This is a genomic window from Streptomyces sp. NPDC020681 (assembly GCF_044334895.1).
In the GTDB taxonomy this organism is placed as follows: Bacteria; Actinomycetota; Actinomycetes; order Streptomycetales; family Streptomycetaceae; genus Streptomyces.
Window position 1 is genome coordinate 550,098 of sequence record NZ_JBIRTX010000001.1, and the last position, 14,143, is coordinate 564,240.

Consider the following 14,143-nt stretch of genomic DNA (forward strand, 5'->3'; position numbering starts at 1 on the left):
GACCCCGCGCAGGGGTCGGGGAGCGCCCCCCTCAGAGGCGCTGCGGAGCTGAATCACGAGGTGGGGGCAGAGCAGCACGATGGCACAGGGCACGGTCCAGGTGACGCACACCGGTACATCGCGGTGGCGTCGCCGCACGGGTGAGTATGTCTCTCTCGCCGCTGCCCTGGAGGCCGCGGGAGACGGCGACATACTCACCGTCGCCCCGGGCACGTACCGCGAGAATCTCGTGGTCCAGCGTGCGGTCACGCTGCGCGGCCCCGAAGGCGCGGTCGGCTCGGTGCGCATCGCGCCCGCCGACGGTGTTCCGCTGACCGTGCGGGCCTCCGCCACCGTCCAGGACCTGCATGTGGAGGGCCAGGACACGTCCGCCCCCGCGCTGCTGGTGGAGGACGGCACGCCCGAGCTGGTCGGCGTCCGGATCGTCACCCGTTCCGCGGCCGGCCTCGAGGTGCGGGGCGCGGCCCGCCCCACCGTCCGCGGCTGCACCGTCGACAATCCGGCGGGCGTCGGAATCGCCGTACTGGAGGGCGCGGGCGGCGTGTTCGAGGACTGCGAGGTGGTCTCGGCCGGCCAGTCGGGCATCTCGGTGCGCGGCGGCGCGCACCCGCGCCTCGAGCGCTGCCGGGTGCATCACGCCTCGGGCGCGGGCCTGACCGTCACCGGCGAGGGCACCGGCTTGGAGGCCATCGGCTGCGAGGTGTACGAGATCAAGGGCACCGGCGTGCAGATCGCCGCACGTGCCTCGGCGCATCTCACCGACTCCAGCGTGCACCGCACTTCGGCCGACGGCGTCACGCTCGACACCGACGCCGTGCTCACCCTCTCCGACTGCGACATACACGACATCCCGGAGAACGCGATCGATCTGCGTTCCCGGTCGGTGCTGACGCTCACCCGGTCCACGGTCCGCCGCTTCGGGCGCAACGGCCTTTCGGTGTGGGATCCGGGCACCCGAGTGGACGCCAACCAGTGCGAGATCCACGACAGTACGGGCGACTATCCGGCCGTCTGGGTCAGTGACGGCGCGACCGCCGTCCTCGACTCGTGCCGCGTCCGGGACGTGCCGGACGCGCTGTTCGTGCTGGACCGCGGTTCGCGCGCCGATGTCGTCGACAGCGACATCTCGCAGGTGCGCAACACGGCGGTGTCGGTGAGCGACGGCGCGACCGCGCAGCTCGACGACTGCCGGATCCGCGAGGCGTCCACCGGAGCCTGGTTCCGCGACCACGGCAGCGGAGGCACGCTGAACGGCTGCACCATCGACGGCGCGCAGACCGGCGTGATCGTCACCAAGGGCGCGGATCCGGTGATCGAGCGCTGCACGATCACCTCTCCCGCCGAAGCCGGGTTCTATGTCTCCGCGGAGGGCCGCGGCACCTTCCGCGGCTGCCGGGTCACCGGCAGCGGCGGCTACGGCTTCCATGTGATGGACGGCTGCCGGACGACGCTGAGCAAGTGCCGCACCGAGCGCTGCGCGCGCGGTGGTTACGAGTTCGCGCAGCGGGACGGCCAGGTCGTCGAGGACTGCACCAGCGACGAGAGCGCGGTGCTGGCCGGGGCCGAGCCGGTCACGGCCGCGCTGACCCAGGCCCAGTCCCCCGGGCTGCTCACGGCGGTCCCCGCGCAGCCCTCGCCCGCGGCAGCGCCCGTCGAGCCGGTACGCACCTCCGGCGCCGTGCTCGGTGAACTGGACACGCTGGTCGGCCTGGAGAGCGTCAAGCGCGAGGTCCGCACGCTCACGAACATGATCGAGGTGGGCAGGCGCCGCCAGGAGGCGGGCCTGAAAGCAGCGTCCGTCCGCAGGCATCTGGTCTTCACCGGCTCCCCCGGTACCGGCAAGACGACGGTGGCGCGGCTGTACGGCGAGATCCTGGCCGCGCTCGGTGTGCTGGAGCGCGGCCATCTCGTCGAGGTGTCCCGGGTGGATCTGGTCGGCGAGCACATCGGCTCGACCGCGATCCGCACCCAGGAGGCGTTCGACCGGGCGCGCGGCGGTGTGCTCTTCATCGACGAGGCGTACGCCCTCTCTCCCGAGGACTCCGGACGGGACTTCGGCAAGGAGGCCATCGACACGCTGGTGAAGCTGATGGAGGACCACCGTGACGCCGTGGTGGTGATCGTCGCCGGTTACACCGCGGAGATGGAGCGGTTCCTGTCGGTCAACCCCGGTGTGGCGTCCCGGTTCTCACGGACCATCACCTTCCAGGACTATGTACCGGACGAGCTGCTGCGGATCGTGGAGCAGCAGGCCGACGACCATGAGTACCGACTGGCCGACGGCACCGGCGAGGCGCTGCTGAAGTACTTCACGGCGCTGCCGAAGGGGCCTGCCTTCGGCAACGGCCGCACCGCTCGGCAGACCTTCGAGTCGATGGTGGAGCGGCACGCGGGCCGGGTCGCCGAGCTCACCGAGGTGAACACCGACGACCTGACCCTGCTCTACCCGGACGATCTGCCCGAACTGCCCTGAGCCTGCCGGGGAACGGCCGGTCCGATCCGGTCGAGCAGCACCCGCCGCTCGGTCTCGAAGGCCGGATCGGCCTGGTACTCGGAGTGCCCGAGGATCGGCTCCGGCAGCGGATGCTTTTCCGAACGCCCGTAGACCAGCGGGTCCTTGAACGCCTCGCAGTCGACTCCGGGCCGAGTTCCGTCGGCCGGTACGAGTACGGGCCCGCCGATCGGGTCGGTGATCCGCCACAGGTTGCGCCAGGTGTGCACCTGGCCGCTCAGCTCGGCCAGCGCGACCGGCCCGAAGTACGCCGGGAACCAACGTCCGTACAGCCGCTCCAGCGGTGATCCGTAGGTCAGCAGCGCCACCCGGCGGCGGGTGGCGGCAGGCAGCTGCCAGACGGCCGCGGCAGCCAGCACGCTGCCCTGGGAATGGCCGGAGATGACGAGCCGGCCGCCGTTGTTGCGCGCGGTCCAGGTGCACATCCGCCAGGTGAGGTCTGGCACGGCGCGTTCCGCGTAGCACGGCGGTGCGAAGGGGTGCGCCGCGCGCGGCCAGAAGGTGCCGACGTCCCACAGGACGCCGATGGTGCGACGCGTCGACGCGTCGCGGTATGCGCGCCGGCCCCAGGTGACGAACAGTATGAAGCCGAAGCCGATCAGCCAGGAGCCCATCGACTGCGCGGTCTCCGCGGCGGATTCGACGAAGCCGCCGTCGTCGCCGAAGGCCTTGCCCGGCACTTCACCGCTCACCCACGCACCGACCACCGCGCCGGCGCCGAGGAGCAGAGTGGCGCCGGCGACGAGGCCGACGATCCACGGCGCGACGTCGGTGAGCGCGGCCCGGGCCCGGGTGCCGGCTATCCGCCGGGTGCGTACGGCGTCGGAGCGGGTCACGGCGTAGTCCGTCTCGACCGTGCTCGCCAGGCCGCGGGCGGTGAGCCAGGTCCGTACGACGAGGACGAGGACCGGGACGAGCAGCACGATCAGCAGGACGGGAATGACGGAGGCCTGCCAGCTGAGCAGCACCGGCGGCCCGGGGATGAACCCTTCGCCGTTCATGCCGGGTGTGCCGGGTCCGTCCAGCCAGTCGGCGACGCGCTGGGCGACGCCGCCGGTCATCACCCCGCCCAGTGCGCAGGCGAGCATCGCGACGGCCGGTCCGCCGAGGCCGCCCAGCGCGGTACGCGCGTGATGCACCTGCCGGTGGAGCACCCAGGCGGCCACGGCCAGGGCGACGACCAGCGCGCCCTGGGCGAGCGCGATGACGCGGAAGGTCACATCGCCGGGCAGCGTGGCAGTGGAGGCCCAGCCGGGCCGTGACCAGGCGGCGTACAGCAGCGAGAGCGCCAGCACCGCGAGCGCCGCGCCGGGCAGGGCCCGCACGGCCGCGCGGTCGATTCGCGCGTCGATCCGCCGTTCGCTGCGTCCCCTGCGCACGACCACCCACAGCACCGCCAACAGGCCGACGACGAGGGCCGCTTCCAGCAGCCAGCCGCAGACTTCGAGCAGCGTGTCGTCGCCGCCGCGGTCGTGGCGGGCGGCTGCTCCGGCGACGGCTGCGGCGACGGTGAGGAAGCCGGCCGCGGTGTGCGCGGCACGGAGACGGGCGACGAGCCGGCGGCCGTACCAGAAGCCGGGACGGCCGAGCGCGGGCCGTAGGACGGGCTGCTGCGGATCAGTTGTGTCCACGGAGGACTCGTCGATGTCCTCCTCACCCTCGCTGATGTCCTCACCGGTTGGCGGCCGCTGGGACTCGTACGCGCTCCAGGTGCGGTTGGAGAGGTACCAGAGAAGGCCGACCAGCGCGGCCGGCACGAGCGAGGCGAGCGCCAGACGCCGGCCGGGCTGCGACCACCAGCCGCCGTTCGCACTGGACATGAAGCCGAGCCAGGAGCTGTCCTCGGTGCACTCGGGCGAGCCGGCGCACTGCCAGGCCAGCAGGTCGAGCGCGACCTCGCAGGCGGCGGCCGTCAGCAGCACGGTGAGGCTGAGGGCGATCAGCCGCACCAGCACTCCGTACAGCCTGGTCGTCCTCGTGCGGCCCTTGGCGCGCGGGCGCATCCAGTGCGCCAGGTTGGCCACCATGAAGGGGAGCAGCAGCAGCCACAGGGCTCGCGCGCTGTTGCCCGAGGTGAGGTTGGACCAGCAGTACGCCTCGGGAATGGGCCGGTCCTGGTACTTCTCGGGGTGGCTCTCCGCCTTCTCGTCGTCGGTGCGCCGGAACACGGCGGCCTTCTCGTCGCCGGATATCCGCAGCGTACGGGGATCGCCGAGCATGTCCTGCGGGGTGGCTCCGCCGACGCCGTGGACCAGCAGTTCGAGCGCGGGCCCTCCGTTCTGCGGGACCGGACTGGCAGAGGACACTTCTGTGACTCGCTCTCTGGGCTAAGGGCGCTCGATGGGAGGATCGGTGAGCGCGCGGCTGCTCTGCGTGCATGCCCAAGAATCGCGGATCATGGCAGTTCAACGCACGCCTCTCACCGAATCTCCGCGAGCCCGTGTCGCGCGGCGCGTGCGAGGATGAGGCTCCTTGACCGCAAACGGCGTTACGGCGACTTGGGACGACGACATGGAAGGACCGGCCCCGGCAGTGACCGACAACCAGAACCTGCTCGCGGAGCAGCGGCGCGCCCTGATCCTCGACGAGGTGCGCAGGCGCGGTGGGGTGCGGGTCAACGAGCTCACCCGCAAGCTCAATGTCTCCGACATGACAGTGCGCCGGGATCTTGACGCGCTGTCCCGGCAGGGGGTCATCGAGAAGGTCCACGGCGGCGCGGTGCCGGTGGTCGAGGCGAGTACGCACGAGCCCGGGTTCGAGGCCAAGTCGGCGCTGGAGCTGAGCGCCAAGGAGGACATCGCGCGGGCGGCCGCGAAGATGGCCGTGCCCGGCAGCGCGATCGCGCTGTCCGGCGGGACGACGACGTATGCGCTGGCGCACCATCTGCTGGACGTGCCGGATCTGACGGTGGTCACCAACTCGGTGCGGGTCGCGGATGTGTTCCACGCCGCGCAGCGGGCGGGCGCGGCCGGCGGGCAGCGGGCGGGCGCCGCCACGGTGGTCCTCACGGGAGGCGTGCGGACGCCGTCGGACTCGCTGGTGGGGCCGGTGGCGGATCAGGCGATCCGCTCGCTCCACTTCGATGTGCTGTTCCTCGGTGTGCACGGGATCTCGGTGGAGGCCGGACTGTCCACGCCGAATCTCGCGGAGGCCGAGACGAACCGCCGTTTCGTGCAGGCCGCGCGCCGTGTGGTGGTGGTCGCAGACCACACCAAGTGGGGCACGGTGGGGCTGAGTTCCTTCGCCCGGCTGACCGACGTGGACACGCTGGTGACGGACGCGGGCCTGTCGGCCGCGGCGCGCGAGGAGATCGCCGAGCACCTGCCGGGCCTGGTGGTGGCGGGCGGTCCCGAGAGCGAGAACGGACAGGAAGGCTGACGCCGGGTGCCCGCGTTCCGGCTCATCCGGGCCGTGGCTCTCACGGCTGACGAGGCCTGGCTTCGGGTCACCGACTGGCGGGCGCACGCGGCTCAAGTGCCGCTGACGTCGCTCGCCTCGGTGACCGGGTCGCCGACCGGGATGGGCACGGTCTTTGTCGTACGGTCCGGTCTCGGGCCGCTCGGTTTCGACGATCCGATGGAGGTCGTCCACTGGGAGCCGCCCGCGGACGGTGAGCCGGGCCACTGCAGGCTGGAGAAGCACGGCCGGGTGATCACGGGCTGGGCGGAGATCGAGGTGCGTCCGGAGGGTCCAGGCTCGGTGGTGGTCTGGCGGGAGGAGCTTGGTGTCCGGCTGCTGCCGCGGCTGCTGGATCCGCTGGTGGTCCGGGTCGGCCGGCGGGTGTTCGGCCGCGCGCTGGACGGACTTCTTGCGGGTACCGGGCCTGGCGCATGAAATGCGGGCCCGGTGCAGACTGCTGACTGCCCGTCAGTTAGGGTGTGCACCCCCTGAGCCCTCTCCAGCGGAGGTACGGACCATGGCACGCCGACTGCGACCCGTCGAACTCGACTTCCTCGACACCGCTCCGCTCCAACTGGTCTTCGCGGCCGAGCTGTCGGCCGCTCCCAAGGCCGTGTACGAGGCGCTGGCCGACGATGTGAGCGGCTGGCGCACCTGGTTCACCGCCGTCAGCGAGGCCACGCCGACGCATGGCGGCGCGGGCCGTGATGTCCGGCTCAAGGGCGGCGTGTTCTTCGGCGAGACGATACTGGCCACGGATCCCGACGAGCGCTATGCGTACCGCGTGGACCGGACCAACGCCCCAGGTCTGCATGCGCTGTTGGAGGAGTGGCGGCTCACGCCCGCGGGGAACGGCACGCGGGTGCAGTGGACCTTCGCGGCGGACGCGCCCGCGCCGGTGCGGGCGCTGATGCGGCTGGGCAAATCCGGCCCCGGTGCTTCCTTCCGGAGCGCGATGCGCCATCTCGACCGCAGGCTCACCGAGTCCCGGTGACACCACGGCGGACGGTTCAGCCGGTTCAGACGGGCCAGACGGTTCAGACGGGCCAGACGCCGGTCGCCAGGAACCGCTCGATCGACGCGGTGTACGGGACGATGTCCAGGCCCTGCTCCTCGAGCCAGGCGTCGGAGTAGTACTTGTCGAGATAGCGGTCGCCCGGGTCGCAGAGCAGCGTCACCACACTGCCCCTCCGTCCGTCCGCCACCATCTCGGCGATGATCTTCAACGCGCTCCACAGGCCGGTGCCGGTGGAGCCGCCCGCCTTGCGCCCGATGGCCGCGTCCAGCGCGCGGACGGCGGCCACGCTCGCCGCGTCCGGCACCTTCATCATCCGGTCGATGGCGCCCGGCACGAAGCTCGGCTCCATCCGCGGCCGGCCGATGCCTTCGATGCGCGAGCCGCAATCGCTGCTCGCCAGCGGGTTGTTGTGGGTCCAGCCGTCGAAGAAACAGGAGTTCTCCGGGTCGGGCACACAGATGCGGGTGTCGTGCTGCATGTAGTGCACATACCGCGCGATGGTCGCGGAGGTGCCGCCGGTGCCCGCGGTCGCGACGATCCAGGCAGGCTCCGGATACCGCTCCAGCCTCAGCTGCTCGTAGATCGATTCGGCGATGTTGTTGTTGCCGCGCCAGTCGGTGGCCCGTTCCGCATAGGTGAACTGGTCCATGTAGTGGCCACTGGTCCGCTCGGCGAGCGCCGCCGACTCCTCGTAGATCTTCCGGGAGTCGTCCACGAAGTGGCACTGTCCACCGTGGAATTCGATCAGACGGCACTTCTCGGGGCTGGTGGTGCGCGGCATCACGGCGATGAACGGGACGCCGATCAGCTTGGCGAAGTACGCCTCGGAGACGGCGGTCGACCCGCTGGACGCCTCGATGACCGGCCTGCCCGGCCGGATCCAGCCATTGCAGAGCGCGTACAGGAACAGCGACCGCGCGAGGCGGTGCTTGAGGCTCCCGGTCGGATGGGTCGACTCGTCTTTGAGATAGAGATCGATGCCCCACTGCTCGGGCAGCGGAAATCTCAGCAAATGCGTGTCGGCCGAGCGGTTGGCGTCCGCCTGGACCCTGCGGACCGCCTCCTTCAGCCACGTCCGGAACTCCGGATCGCTCCGGTCCACATCGACGGTCACCATCGCCTCGCCCGCCACAGGCTTCTCACTCGTGCTCATGTGCGCCGTCCCTCGATTTGACCGACTCTGTTTCCCTCTTGCCACAGTAAGCCCCTCACCTGCGCAAACGTTCACTTTGGGCATCCATAGGGGATACTTGTGGGCCGGTACTCGCCCCGTTGGGGCCGCACGTACTGGTGCGCTGGGCCGGAGTTGTGCAGACTTCCCAGCAGACGACGGTTGAAGGGGGCGGAACTCGATGGGGATGGCAGAGCCCGAATTCCGGGCCACGGGCGTACGGATCGAACGGTGGCCCCGCTCGCTCACCAATGCGGGACAGGTGCTGATCAAGGACGGCAAGCTCGCGCTGCTCACCAGCTACGGCAGGGTGATCGACAGCGCGCCCGTCCGGGCCGTACGGGCCGGAAAGCCCTGGTTCGCCGATGACGCGAGCACGGTGGCGACGGTCAACGGAAAGCGGTACCGGCTGACGATGGGCCAGCGGGGCAAGCGGCTGGACGGCCGGGCCCTGGCCGGACGCTTCCTGGACGCGGTGCGCGGCGCCGGAGGCTCCAGGCACTGAGAGTGCCCGCCCGGGTGCTGCGAGTTGCGGGATTGTGGCCATTGGTTCACGCTTGTCTCACATCACTCAGGGTGCACCGGCGGTGACGCTGCGATCCAGCCCGCCGGACAAAACAGCAGCCGGCCAACTGCTGGATCCGATCCTTCGTCTTCTTCCGGACCTCATTCGGGGAGTCGCAGCCGTGATCAGCCAGCCAAGCAGGCACTGCACGGTGGAGCTCCAGGCCCTGCCGTCGCGGATCGGTCAGGTCCGCAGAATCATCTCGGCGCAGCTGCGCTACTGGCATCTCGATCCTCTGATCGACCAGGCAGCGCTCGGCGTCACAGAATTGCTGACCAATGTCCATCGGCACGCCGAGCCGGACAAGTCGTGCACCGTCGAGATCGAGCTGCTCCTCGACCGGCTCACGGTCTCTGTCCATGACCACGATCCACGTCTTCCGACCGTACGCGACAACGATCCCTTCGCCACCTCGGGCCGCGGGCTCGAACTGATAGCCGCGGTGAGCGAGAGCTGGGGTGTGCAGCCCCAGGGCGACACGGGCAAGGCCGTCTGGTTCACCCTCAGCACGCCTTCGCCGACCGTCGAGTTGCCACCGCGTCCAGTGGCGTACGCGACGACGGACGGGCTGAAGGTCAGCCCGTCCGGCGTTTGAGGACAGAGCACAGCGCCCGTCCGGCGTTTGAGGACAGAGCACAGCGCCCGTCCGGCGTTTGAGGACAGAGAGCACAGCGCCCGTCCGGCGTTTGAGACAAAGCGCCGTGCCCTACGGCGTTTGAGGAGCCAGGTCCGGGGCGGAGCCCCGGGCACCGGCTACTCGGTCGCGATCGCCCGCAGTACGTCCAGCCGTGCCGCGCGCCGGGCCGGCCGCCAGCCCGCGACCGCTCCGGCGACGAGGCCGACCAGCGCGACCACCAGCAGCTGCACCGGCGGGACGGCGAAGGCGAACGCGGTGTCGCCCGCGCCTTCGGACGCCTTGACGAGCACCCAGCCGAGCAGCCCGCCCAGTGCCAGTCCGCCGGCCGTGCCGAAGGCGGCGACCAGCACGGATTCGTAGCGCACCATGGAGCGCAGCTGGTTCCTGGTCTGGCCGACGGCCCGCAACAGGCCCAGTTCCCTGGTGCGTTCGTGGATCGCGAGAGTGAGCGTGTTGGCGATGCCGAGCAGTGCGATCAGCACGGCCAGCGCCAGCAGGGCGTAGACGAGAGTGAGCATCATGTCGATGGCTCCGGCCGCGCTCTGTGCGTACTCGTCGCGGGTCTGCACCTCGGGATTGCCGTACGCCGACGCGGTCTTCTCCACCGCCGCCGTGCCGTCCGCGGTGGACACGCCGTCCTTGAAGCTGACGGCGATCAGCGTGTCGGAGTCCTGGGCGCGGTGCGGCGCCCATGCCTCGCGGGTGATCACGTAGTCTCCGGCGAGCTCCGACTGCTCGAAGACGGCGCGGACCGTGAAGGTCTCCTTTGTGCCGTCCGTGAAGGTGAGTTCGGCGGTGGAGCCGGGCTTCCAGCCCTTCTTGTCGGCCTCCGTGTCCGCCACGGCCACGCCGTCGCGGCCGAGCCCGTCCAGCGAGCCCTGCACGGTGCCCAGGTCGAAGGACTTGCCCAGCGCGACCGGGTCGGTGACGGTCAGCTGGCGGCCCGAGCCGTCGACCTCCGCGACGCCCTGGCCGAGACCGACCGCGGACGCCACCTCGGGCTGCGCCGCGATGGCCGGCGCGAGCCTGGGGCTGAGGCCGCTGCCGCCCGCGCCGAACGCCGGCACGCTGACCGCGACATCGCCGGCGAAGGACCGGGAGACCGTCTGGTCCATGGTCGCCTTCAGTGATGCGCCGAAGACGGTGAACAGCGATACGACGGCGACGCCGATCATCAGCGCGGTGGCGGTGGCGGCGGTGCGCTTGGGGCTGCGCAGGGCGTTGCGCTTGGCCAGGCTGCCGGAGACGCCGCGCAGCCGGTCCAGCGGACCGCCCAGGATCCGTACGGCGTACGACGAAGCCACCGGACCGAGCACCACGAAGGCGGCCAGTGCCAGCACCGCGCCGAACGCGGCGAGCCAGATCGACCCACCGGCCGGCACGCCGACCAGGATGGTGCCGATGCCGGCCAGCGCGACGCCGGCTCCGACGTAGGCGCGCTTCTTTGACGCCGCGGAGTGGTCGACCGCCGTCTCGCGGAGCGCGGCCAGCGGCGCGGTGCGTCCGGCCCGTACGGCGGGCAGCAGCGCGGACCCGAGACACACGATCACGCCGACCGCCAGTGGCAGCAGCATCGAGATGCCGCTGATGACCAGTGCGCCCTCCGGGAAGGGGAAGCCGATGACCGGGAAGAGCGCCTGCAGTCCGGCGGCGATGCCGATGCCGCCCAGCAGTCCTGCCGCGGACGCGACGAACGCGACGACGGCGGCCTCGACGAGCGTGGCGCCGACGACCTGGCGGCGGGAGGCGCCGAGCGCACGCAGCAGCGCGTTCTCGCGGGTCCGCTGGGTGATGACGATCGCGAAGGTGTTGTAGATGGAGAAGGTCGCGACCAGCAGCACGATGCCGGAGAAGACCAGAAGCAGCGTGGTGAACAGGTTCAGGAACTGACTGGAGATCATGTCCTGGTTCTCTGCGGTCGACTCCTGGCCGGTGATCGCCTCGACGCCGCCCGGCAGTACCGGAGTCAGCGCGTCCACCAGCTCCTGCTGGCTGGTGCCGGGTCCGGCCCGCACCTGGATGGACGACGCCTCGCCGGGCTTCGGCGTGAGGTACTTCTCGGCGTCGGCCCGCGTCATGCCGGTGAAGGTCACCTGGGCCATGCCGTCCTCGCCGCCGAAGGTGGCCAGGCCGACGATGGTGACGCGCACCGGGTCGGGCGTGCGCAGCACGGTCCGGTCGCCGATCTTCAGCCCGCCCTTGTCGGCCGCGCCGCGATTGACCACGACTTCGCCGGTCTTGGCGGGTGGCCGGCCTTCGGCCAGCTGGTACGGGTTGAGCGCGGTGTCGTCGATCCAGTTGCCGGCCACGGTGGGCGGGCCCTGTCCGCCGATCGGCTTGCCGTTGGAGCCGACCAGCTGTCCCGCGCCCTGGATGTTGGGCACGGCCGCTGCGACGCCCGGCGTCTTCTCGATCCGGGCGACGAGGTCCGTCCGCACGGGCTGCCGGGTGCCCTGGCTCTCGCCGGGCACGGTGACGACATGGGAGCTGCGGACGACCGCGTCGGTGCCGCCGTTGGCGCTGGCGAACATGGTGTCGAAGCTGCCGCGCAGCGTGTCGCCCATGACGAGCGTGCCGGTCAGGAAGGCCACGCCGAGCAGTACGGCGGTGAACGTCCCGGCGAAGCGCCGCTTGTGCGCGCGCAGCGAACTGAGGCTGATCCGCAGTGAGGCACGGCTGCCGCTCATGTCGCCGCCCCCTTGCTGTCGAAGGCTTTCAGGCGGTCGAGCACGCGCTCGGCAGTGGGCGCCTCCATCCGGTCGACGAGCCGTCCGTCCGCGAGGAAGACGACCTCGTCGGCGTGGGCGGCGGCGACCGGGTCATGGGTGACCATGACGACCGTACGGTCCGTCTGCCGGACCGCGCGGCCGAGCAGCCGCAGCACCTCTTCGCCGGAGCGGGAGTCGAGGTTGCCGGTGGGCTCGTCGGCGAAGACGACATCGGGCCGGCCGGCGAAGGCGCGGGCCACGGCGACCCGCTGCTGCTGGCCGCCGGAGAGCTCACTCGGCCGGTGGTGCAGCCGGTCGCCCAGGCCAACGGTGTCGACGAGGGCCTCCAGCCACTCGCGGTCCGGCTTCTCCGCGGCCAGGTCCATCGGCAGCGTGATGTTCTCGGCGACGGTCAGGGTGGGGATGAGGTTGAACGCCTGGAAGACGAAGCCGATGCGCTCGCGGCGCAGCAGGGTGAGCCTGCGGTCGTCGAGCGCGCTGAGGTCGGTGTCGCCGATGAAGGCGGATCCCGAGGTGAGCGTGTCGAGTCCGGCCGCGCAGTGCATCAGCGTCGACTTGCCGGAGCCCGAGGGCCCCATGATCGCGGTGAAGCGGCCGGCCGGGAAGTCGACGCTCACCCCGTCCAGGGCCCTCACTTCGGTGTCGCCCGTGCCGTAGACCTTCACGGCGTCGACGACCCGGGCCGCGGTGCGGGTCGCGGTGGTGGTGACGGTCATGCCGCACCGCCCTTGTCCACGCGGCCGAACTGCTCGTCCAGGACGGACAGCCGGCGCCAGTACTCGTCCTCGTCGATCTCACCGGCGGCGAAGCGGCGGCCGAGCATCGCGATCGGCGAGTTCTCGCCATGGCCCTTGTCGCCGTAGCCCCTGTCGCCGTAGGCCGCGCGGGGTCCCTGCCAGGGGCCACGACGGCCTCGCCAGATGCCGGTACGGCGCAGGACGGTGACGACGCCGACGACGACGGCCGCCCAGATCAGCGGGAAGAAGAGAATCCACGGGCCGGGCCCGTCGTGCGCCAGGGTGTTCATCTCGGTTCAGCTCCTCGGTAGCGATGGTGTTGCGTGGTTCCTTGTCGCTTCCGAGGCTCCCGCCGGCAGGGGGTCGAAGTCGTCGTACGGCCAGCGGCAGTGCGCGTACCACTCCGGGAGTACGCAGGGCTTTTGGCGCTGCTCCCGTGCGGTCGGAGCTGCGCCGCGACTGCCGCGGCGGTCCCGCCCGGGGTCACCGCCCCGGCTGCCGCCGGTGCCGTGCGCCGGGGTCAGATCCCGTTCTCCTCCTCCAGCCGGCGCCGTACCCGCCCCTCGTGGATGAGCCGTCCCACCAGTGCGCCCCCGTAGACGACGAAGCCGACCCCGACCAGCCACGACTGGATCACCAGCACCGTGCCGAACGGGCCGTACGTCACCGCGTTCGAGGCGATCAGCGGTGAGAAGACGAGCTGCGAGAACACCCGTAGACCGAGCAAGGACAGGGCTGTCGTCACGGCCCCCGGCAGCAGGGCCCGCCAGCGGACCCGGCCGCCGAGCAGCAGCCGCTGGGAGATCCAGAAGAAGAGGAACGTGCCGACCAGATCGCCGAATCCGCCCAGCAGCGCCCGCCAGGCCGAATCGGTGGGCACGGGCACATTCACAAAGACCACGAGCGAGAAGATCAGCAGCGCGAGCCAGACGACATGCCGCCACATCGTGTGCCAGCGGGCCGTCGGCAGGTCCCAGACCTTCTCGTAACCGGTCTGCACGGCCGAGCCGAAGGTCAGACCGAACACGGTGAGCGCGGCGAGACCGAAGGCGGTGGTGCGCTGCAGGGCGACCCCTGTCGGGCCGAACAGCCGCTCCACCTCGTCCAGCGACGCCTCCGAGACGCCCAGTGCCTGGCCCAGCCAGCGGGCGAAGCCCTGACCGCTCGCCGGGTCGGCAGCCGCGACGACGATCAGCAGCGGGACCAGTGTCAGAAAGCCGAGTGCGGCGAAGCCCATGGCGCGGTGCATCAGCTCCATCTCGCGGCCCCGTTCCCAGGCGAGGCCGACGGGGGACGCGAGAATCCTGCTCTGCAGGCGCTGGAGCCGGTGCGCAGGTGACGGCGCGCCGGGGGGCTTGTGGGTCATAGCTCGTCG

General features: G+C 71.1%; 12 protein-coding genes. 6 read left to right on the forward strand and 6 right to left on the reverse strand.

Features of this window, described 5'->3' with window-relative positions:
* The first annotated feature begins 79 nt into the window (after nucleotides 1–79).
* On the forward strand, nucleotides 80–2,473 hold the full coding sequence (locus ACH4YL_RS02190) for a right-handed parallel beta-helix repeat-containing protein (protein ID WP_398503891.1): 2,394 nt from the start codon (nucleotides 80–82) through the stop codon (nucleotides 2,471–2,473).
* Here the strand turns inward: ACH4YL_RS02190 and ACH4YL_RS02195 are convergent.
* Nucleotides 2,443–4,818 carry a hypothetical protein gene (locus ACH4YL_RS02195; protein ID WP_398503893.1) on the reverse strand — a complete coding sequence of 792 codons (2,376 nt, stop codon included), beginning with the start codon at nucleotides 4,816–4,818 and terminating at the stop codon, nucleotides 2,443–2,445. The two genes, ACH4YL_RS02190 and ACH4YL_RS02195, sit on opposite strands and share 31 nt — an antisense overlap.
* 226 nt (nucleotides 4,819–5,044) lie before the next feature.
* Between ACH4YL_RS02195 and ACH4YL_RS02200 the strand changes: the two genes are divergently transcribed.
* The 3 genes from ACH4YL_RS02200 (at nucleotide 5,045) to ACH4YL_RS02210 (ending at nucleotide 6,905) form a co-directional block, all read left to right on the forward strand.
* On the forward strand, nucleotides 5,045–5,890 hold the full coding sequence (locus ACH4YL_RS02200; RefSeq protein ID WP_398503895.1) for a DeoR/GlpR family DNA-binding transcription regulator: 846 nt from the start codon (nucleotides 5,045–5,047) through the stop codon (nucleotides 5,888–5,890).
* 6 nt (nucleotides 5,891–5,896) lie between these two features.
* Nucleotides 5,897–6,346, forward strand: coding sequence for an SRPBCC family protein (locus tag ACH4YL_RS02205; protein WP_398503897.1), 450 nt, complete (start codon nucleotides 5,897–5,899; stop codon nucleotides 6,344–6,346).
* Between the two features lie 82 nt (nucleotides 6,347–6,428).
* Nucleotides 6,429–6,905 (forward strand): SRPBCC family protein, encoded by a 477-nt coding sequence (locus ACH4YL_RS02210; RefSeq protein WP_398503899.1) that lies wholly within the window; start codon nucleotides 6,429–6,431, stop codon nucleotides 6,903–6,905.
* Nucleotides 6,906–6,948: 43 nt separating this feature from the next.
* Here the strand turns inward: ACH4YL_RS02210 and ACH4YL_RS02215 are convergent, their stop codons facing one another.
* Nucleotides 6,949–8,082, reverse strand: a complete 1,134-nt coding sequence (locus ACH4YL_RS02215) for a PLP-dependent cysteine synthase family protein (protein ID WP_398503901.1) — start codon at nucleotides 8,080–8,082, stop codon at nucleotides 6,949–6,951.
* A gap of 199 nt (nucleotides 8,083–8,281) precedes the next feature.
* On the opposite strand from ACH4YL_RS02215, the gene ACH4YL_RS02220 reads away from it, so the two are divergent.
* A complete protein-coding gene (locus ACH4YL_RS02220) occupies nucleotides 8,282–8,605 on the forward strand; it encodes a hypothetical protein (protein ID WP_398503903.1) in 324 nt (107 codons plus the stop codon).
* Nucleotides 8,606–8,786: 181 nt separating this feature from the next.
* Complete coding sequence (locus ACH4YL_RS02225; RefSeq protein ID WP_398503905.1) at nucleotides 8,787–9,260, forward strand: ATP-binding protein; 474 nt, start codon at nucleotides 8,787–8,789, stop codon at nucleotides 9,258–9,260.
* Nucleotides 9,261–9,418: 158 nt separating this feature from the next.
* On the opposite strand, the gene ACH4YL_RS02230 is transcribed toward ACH4YL_RS02225, so the two are convergent.
* From ACH4YL_RS02230 to ACH4YL_RS02245, 4 genes are all read right to left on the reverse strand, one after another.
* Entirely contained in the window at nucleotides 9,419–11,989 is a 2,571-nt protein-coding gene (locus ACH4YL_RS02230) for an ABC transporter permease (protein ID WP_398503907.1), read from the reverse strand.
* Complete coding sequence (locus tag ACH4YL_RS02235; protein WP_398503909.1) at nucleotides 11,986–12,747, reverse strand: ABC transporter ATP-binding protein; 762 nt, start codon at nucleotides 12,745–12,747, stop codon at nucleotides 11,986–11,988. Before ACH4YL_RS02235 ends, ACH4YL_RS02230 begins: the two co-directional genes overlap by 4 nt.
* On the reverse strand, nucleotides 12,744–13,058 hold the full coding sequence (locus ACH4YL_RS02240; protein ID WP_398503911.1) for an SHOCT domain-containing protein: 315 nt from the start codon (nucleotides 13,056–13,058) through the stop codon (nucleotides 12,744–12,746). Before ACH4YL_RS02240 ends, ACH4YL_RS02235 begins: the two co-directional genes overlap by 4 nt.
* Before the next feature lie 230 nt (nucleotides 13,059–13,288).
* Nucleotides 13,289–14,134, reverse strand: coding sequence for a YhjD/YihY/BrkB family envelope integrity protein (locus tag ACH4YL_RS02245; RefSeq protein WP_398503913.1), 846 nt, complete (start codon nucleotides 14,132–14,134; stop codon nucleotides 13,289–13,291).
* Nucleotides 14,135–14,143 lie beyond the last annotated feature (9 nt).

What these genes read in the sequence shown, in the direction of transcription:
- ACH4YL_RS02220 (WP_398503903.1), top strand. Translation starts at nt 8,282, where the DNA reads ATGGGGATGGCAGAGCCCGAATTCCGGGCCACGGGCGTACGGATCGAA.
- ACH4YL_RS02190 (WP_398503891.1), top strand. Translation starts at nt 80, where the DNA reads ATGGCACAGGGCACGGTCCAGGTGACGCACACCGGTACATCGCGGTGG.
- ACH4YL_RS02235 (WP_398503909.1), bottom strand. Translation starts at nt 12,747, where the DNA reads ATGACCGTCACCACCACCGCGACCCGCACCGCGGCCCGGGTCGTCGAC.
- ACH4YL_RS02210 (WP_398503899.1), top strand. Translation starts at nt 6,429, where the DNA reads ATGGCACGCCGACTGCGACCCGTCGAACTCGACTTCCTCGACACCGCT.
- ACH4YL_RS02215 (WP_398503901.1), bottom strand. Translation starts at nt 8,082, where the DNA reads ATGAGCACGAGTGAGAAGCCTGTGGCGGGCGAGGCGATGGTGACCGTC.
- ACH4YL_RS02240 (WP_398503911.1), bottom strand. Translation starts at nt 13,058, where the DNA reads ATGAACACCCTGGCGCACGACGGGCCCGGCCCGTGGATTCTCTTCTTC.
- ACH4YL_RS02230 (WP_398503907.1), bottom strand. Translation starts at nt 11,989, where the DNA reads ATGAGCGGCAGCCGTGCCTCACTGCGGATCAGCCTCAGTTCGCTGCGC.
- ACH4YL_RS02245 (WP_398503913.1), bottom strand. Translation starts at nt 14,134, where the DNA reads ATGACCCACAAGCCCCCCGGCGCGCCGTCACCTGCGCACCGGCTCCAG.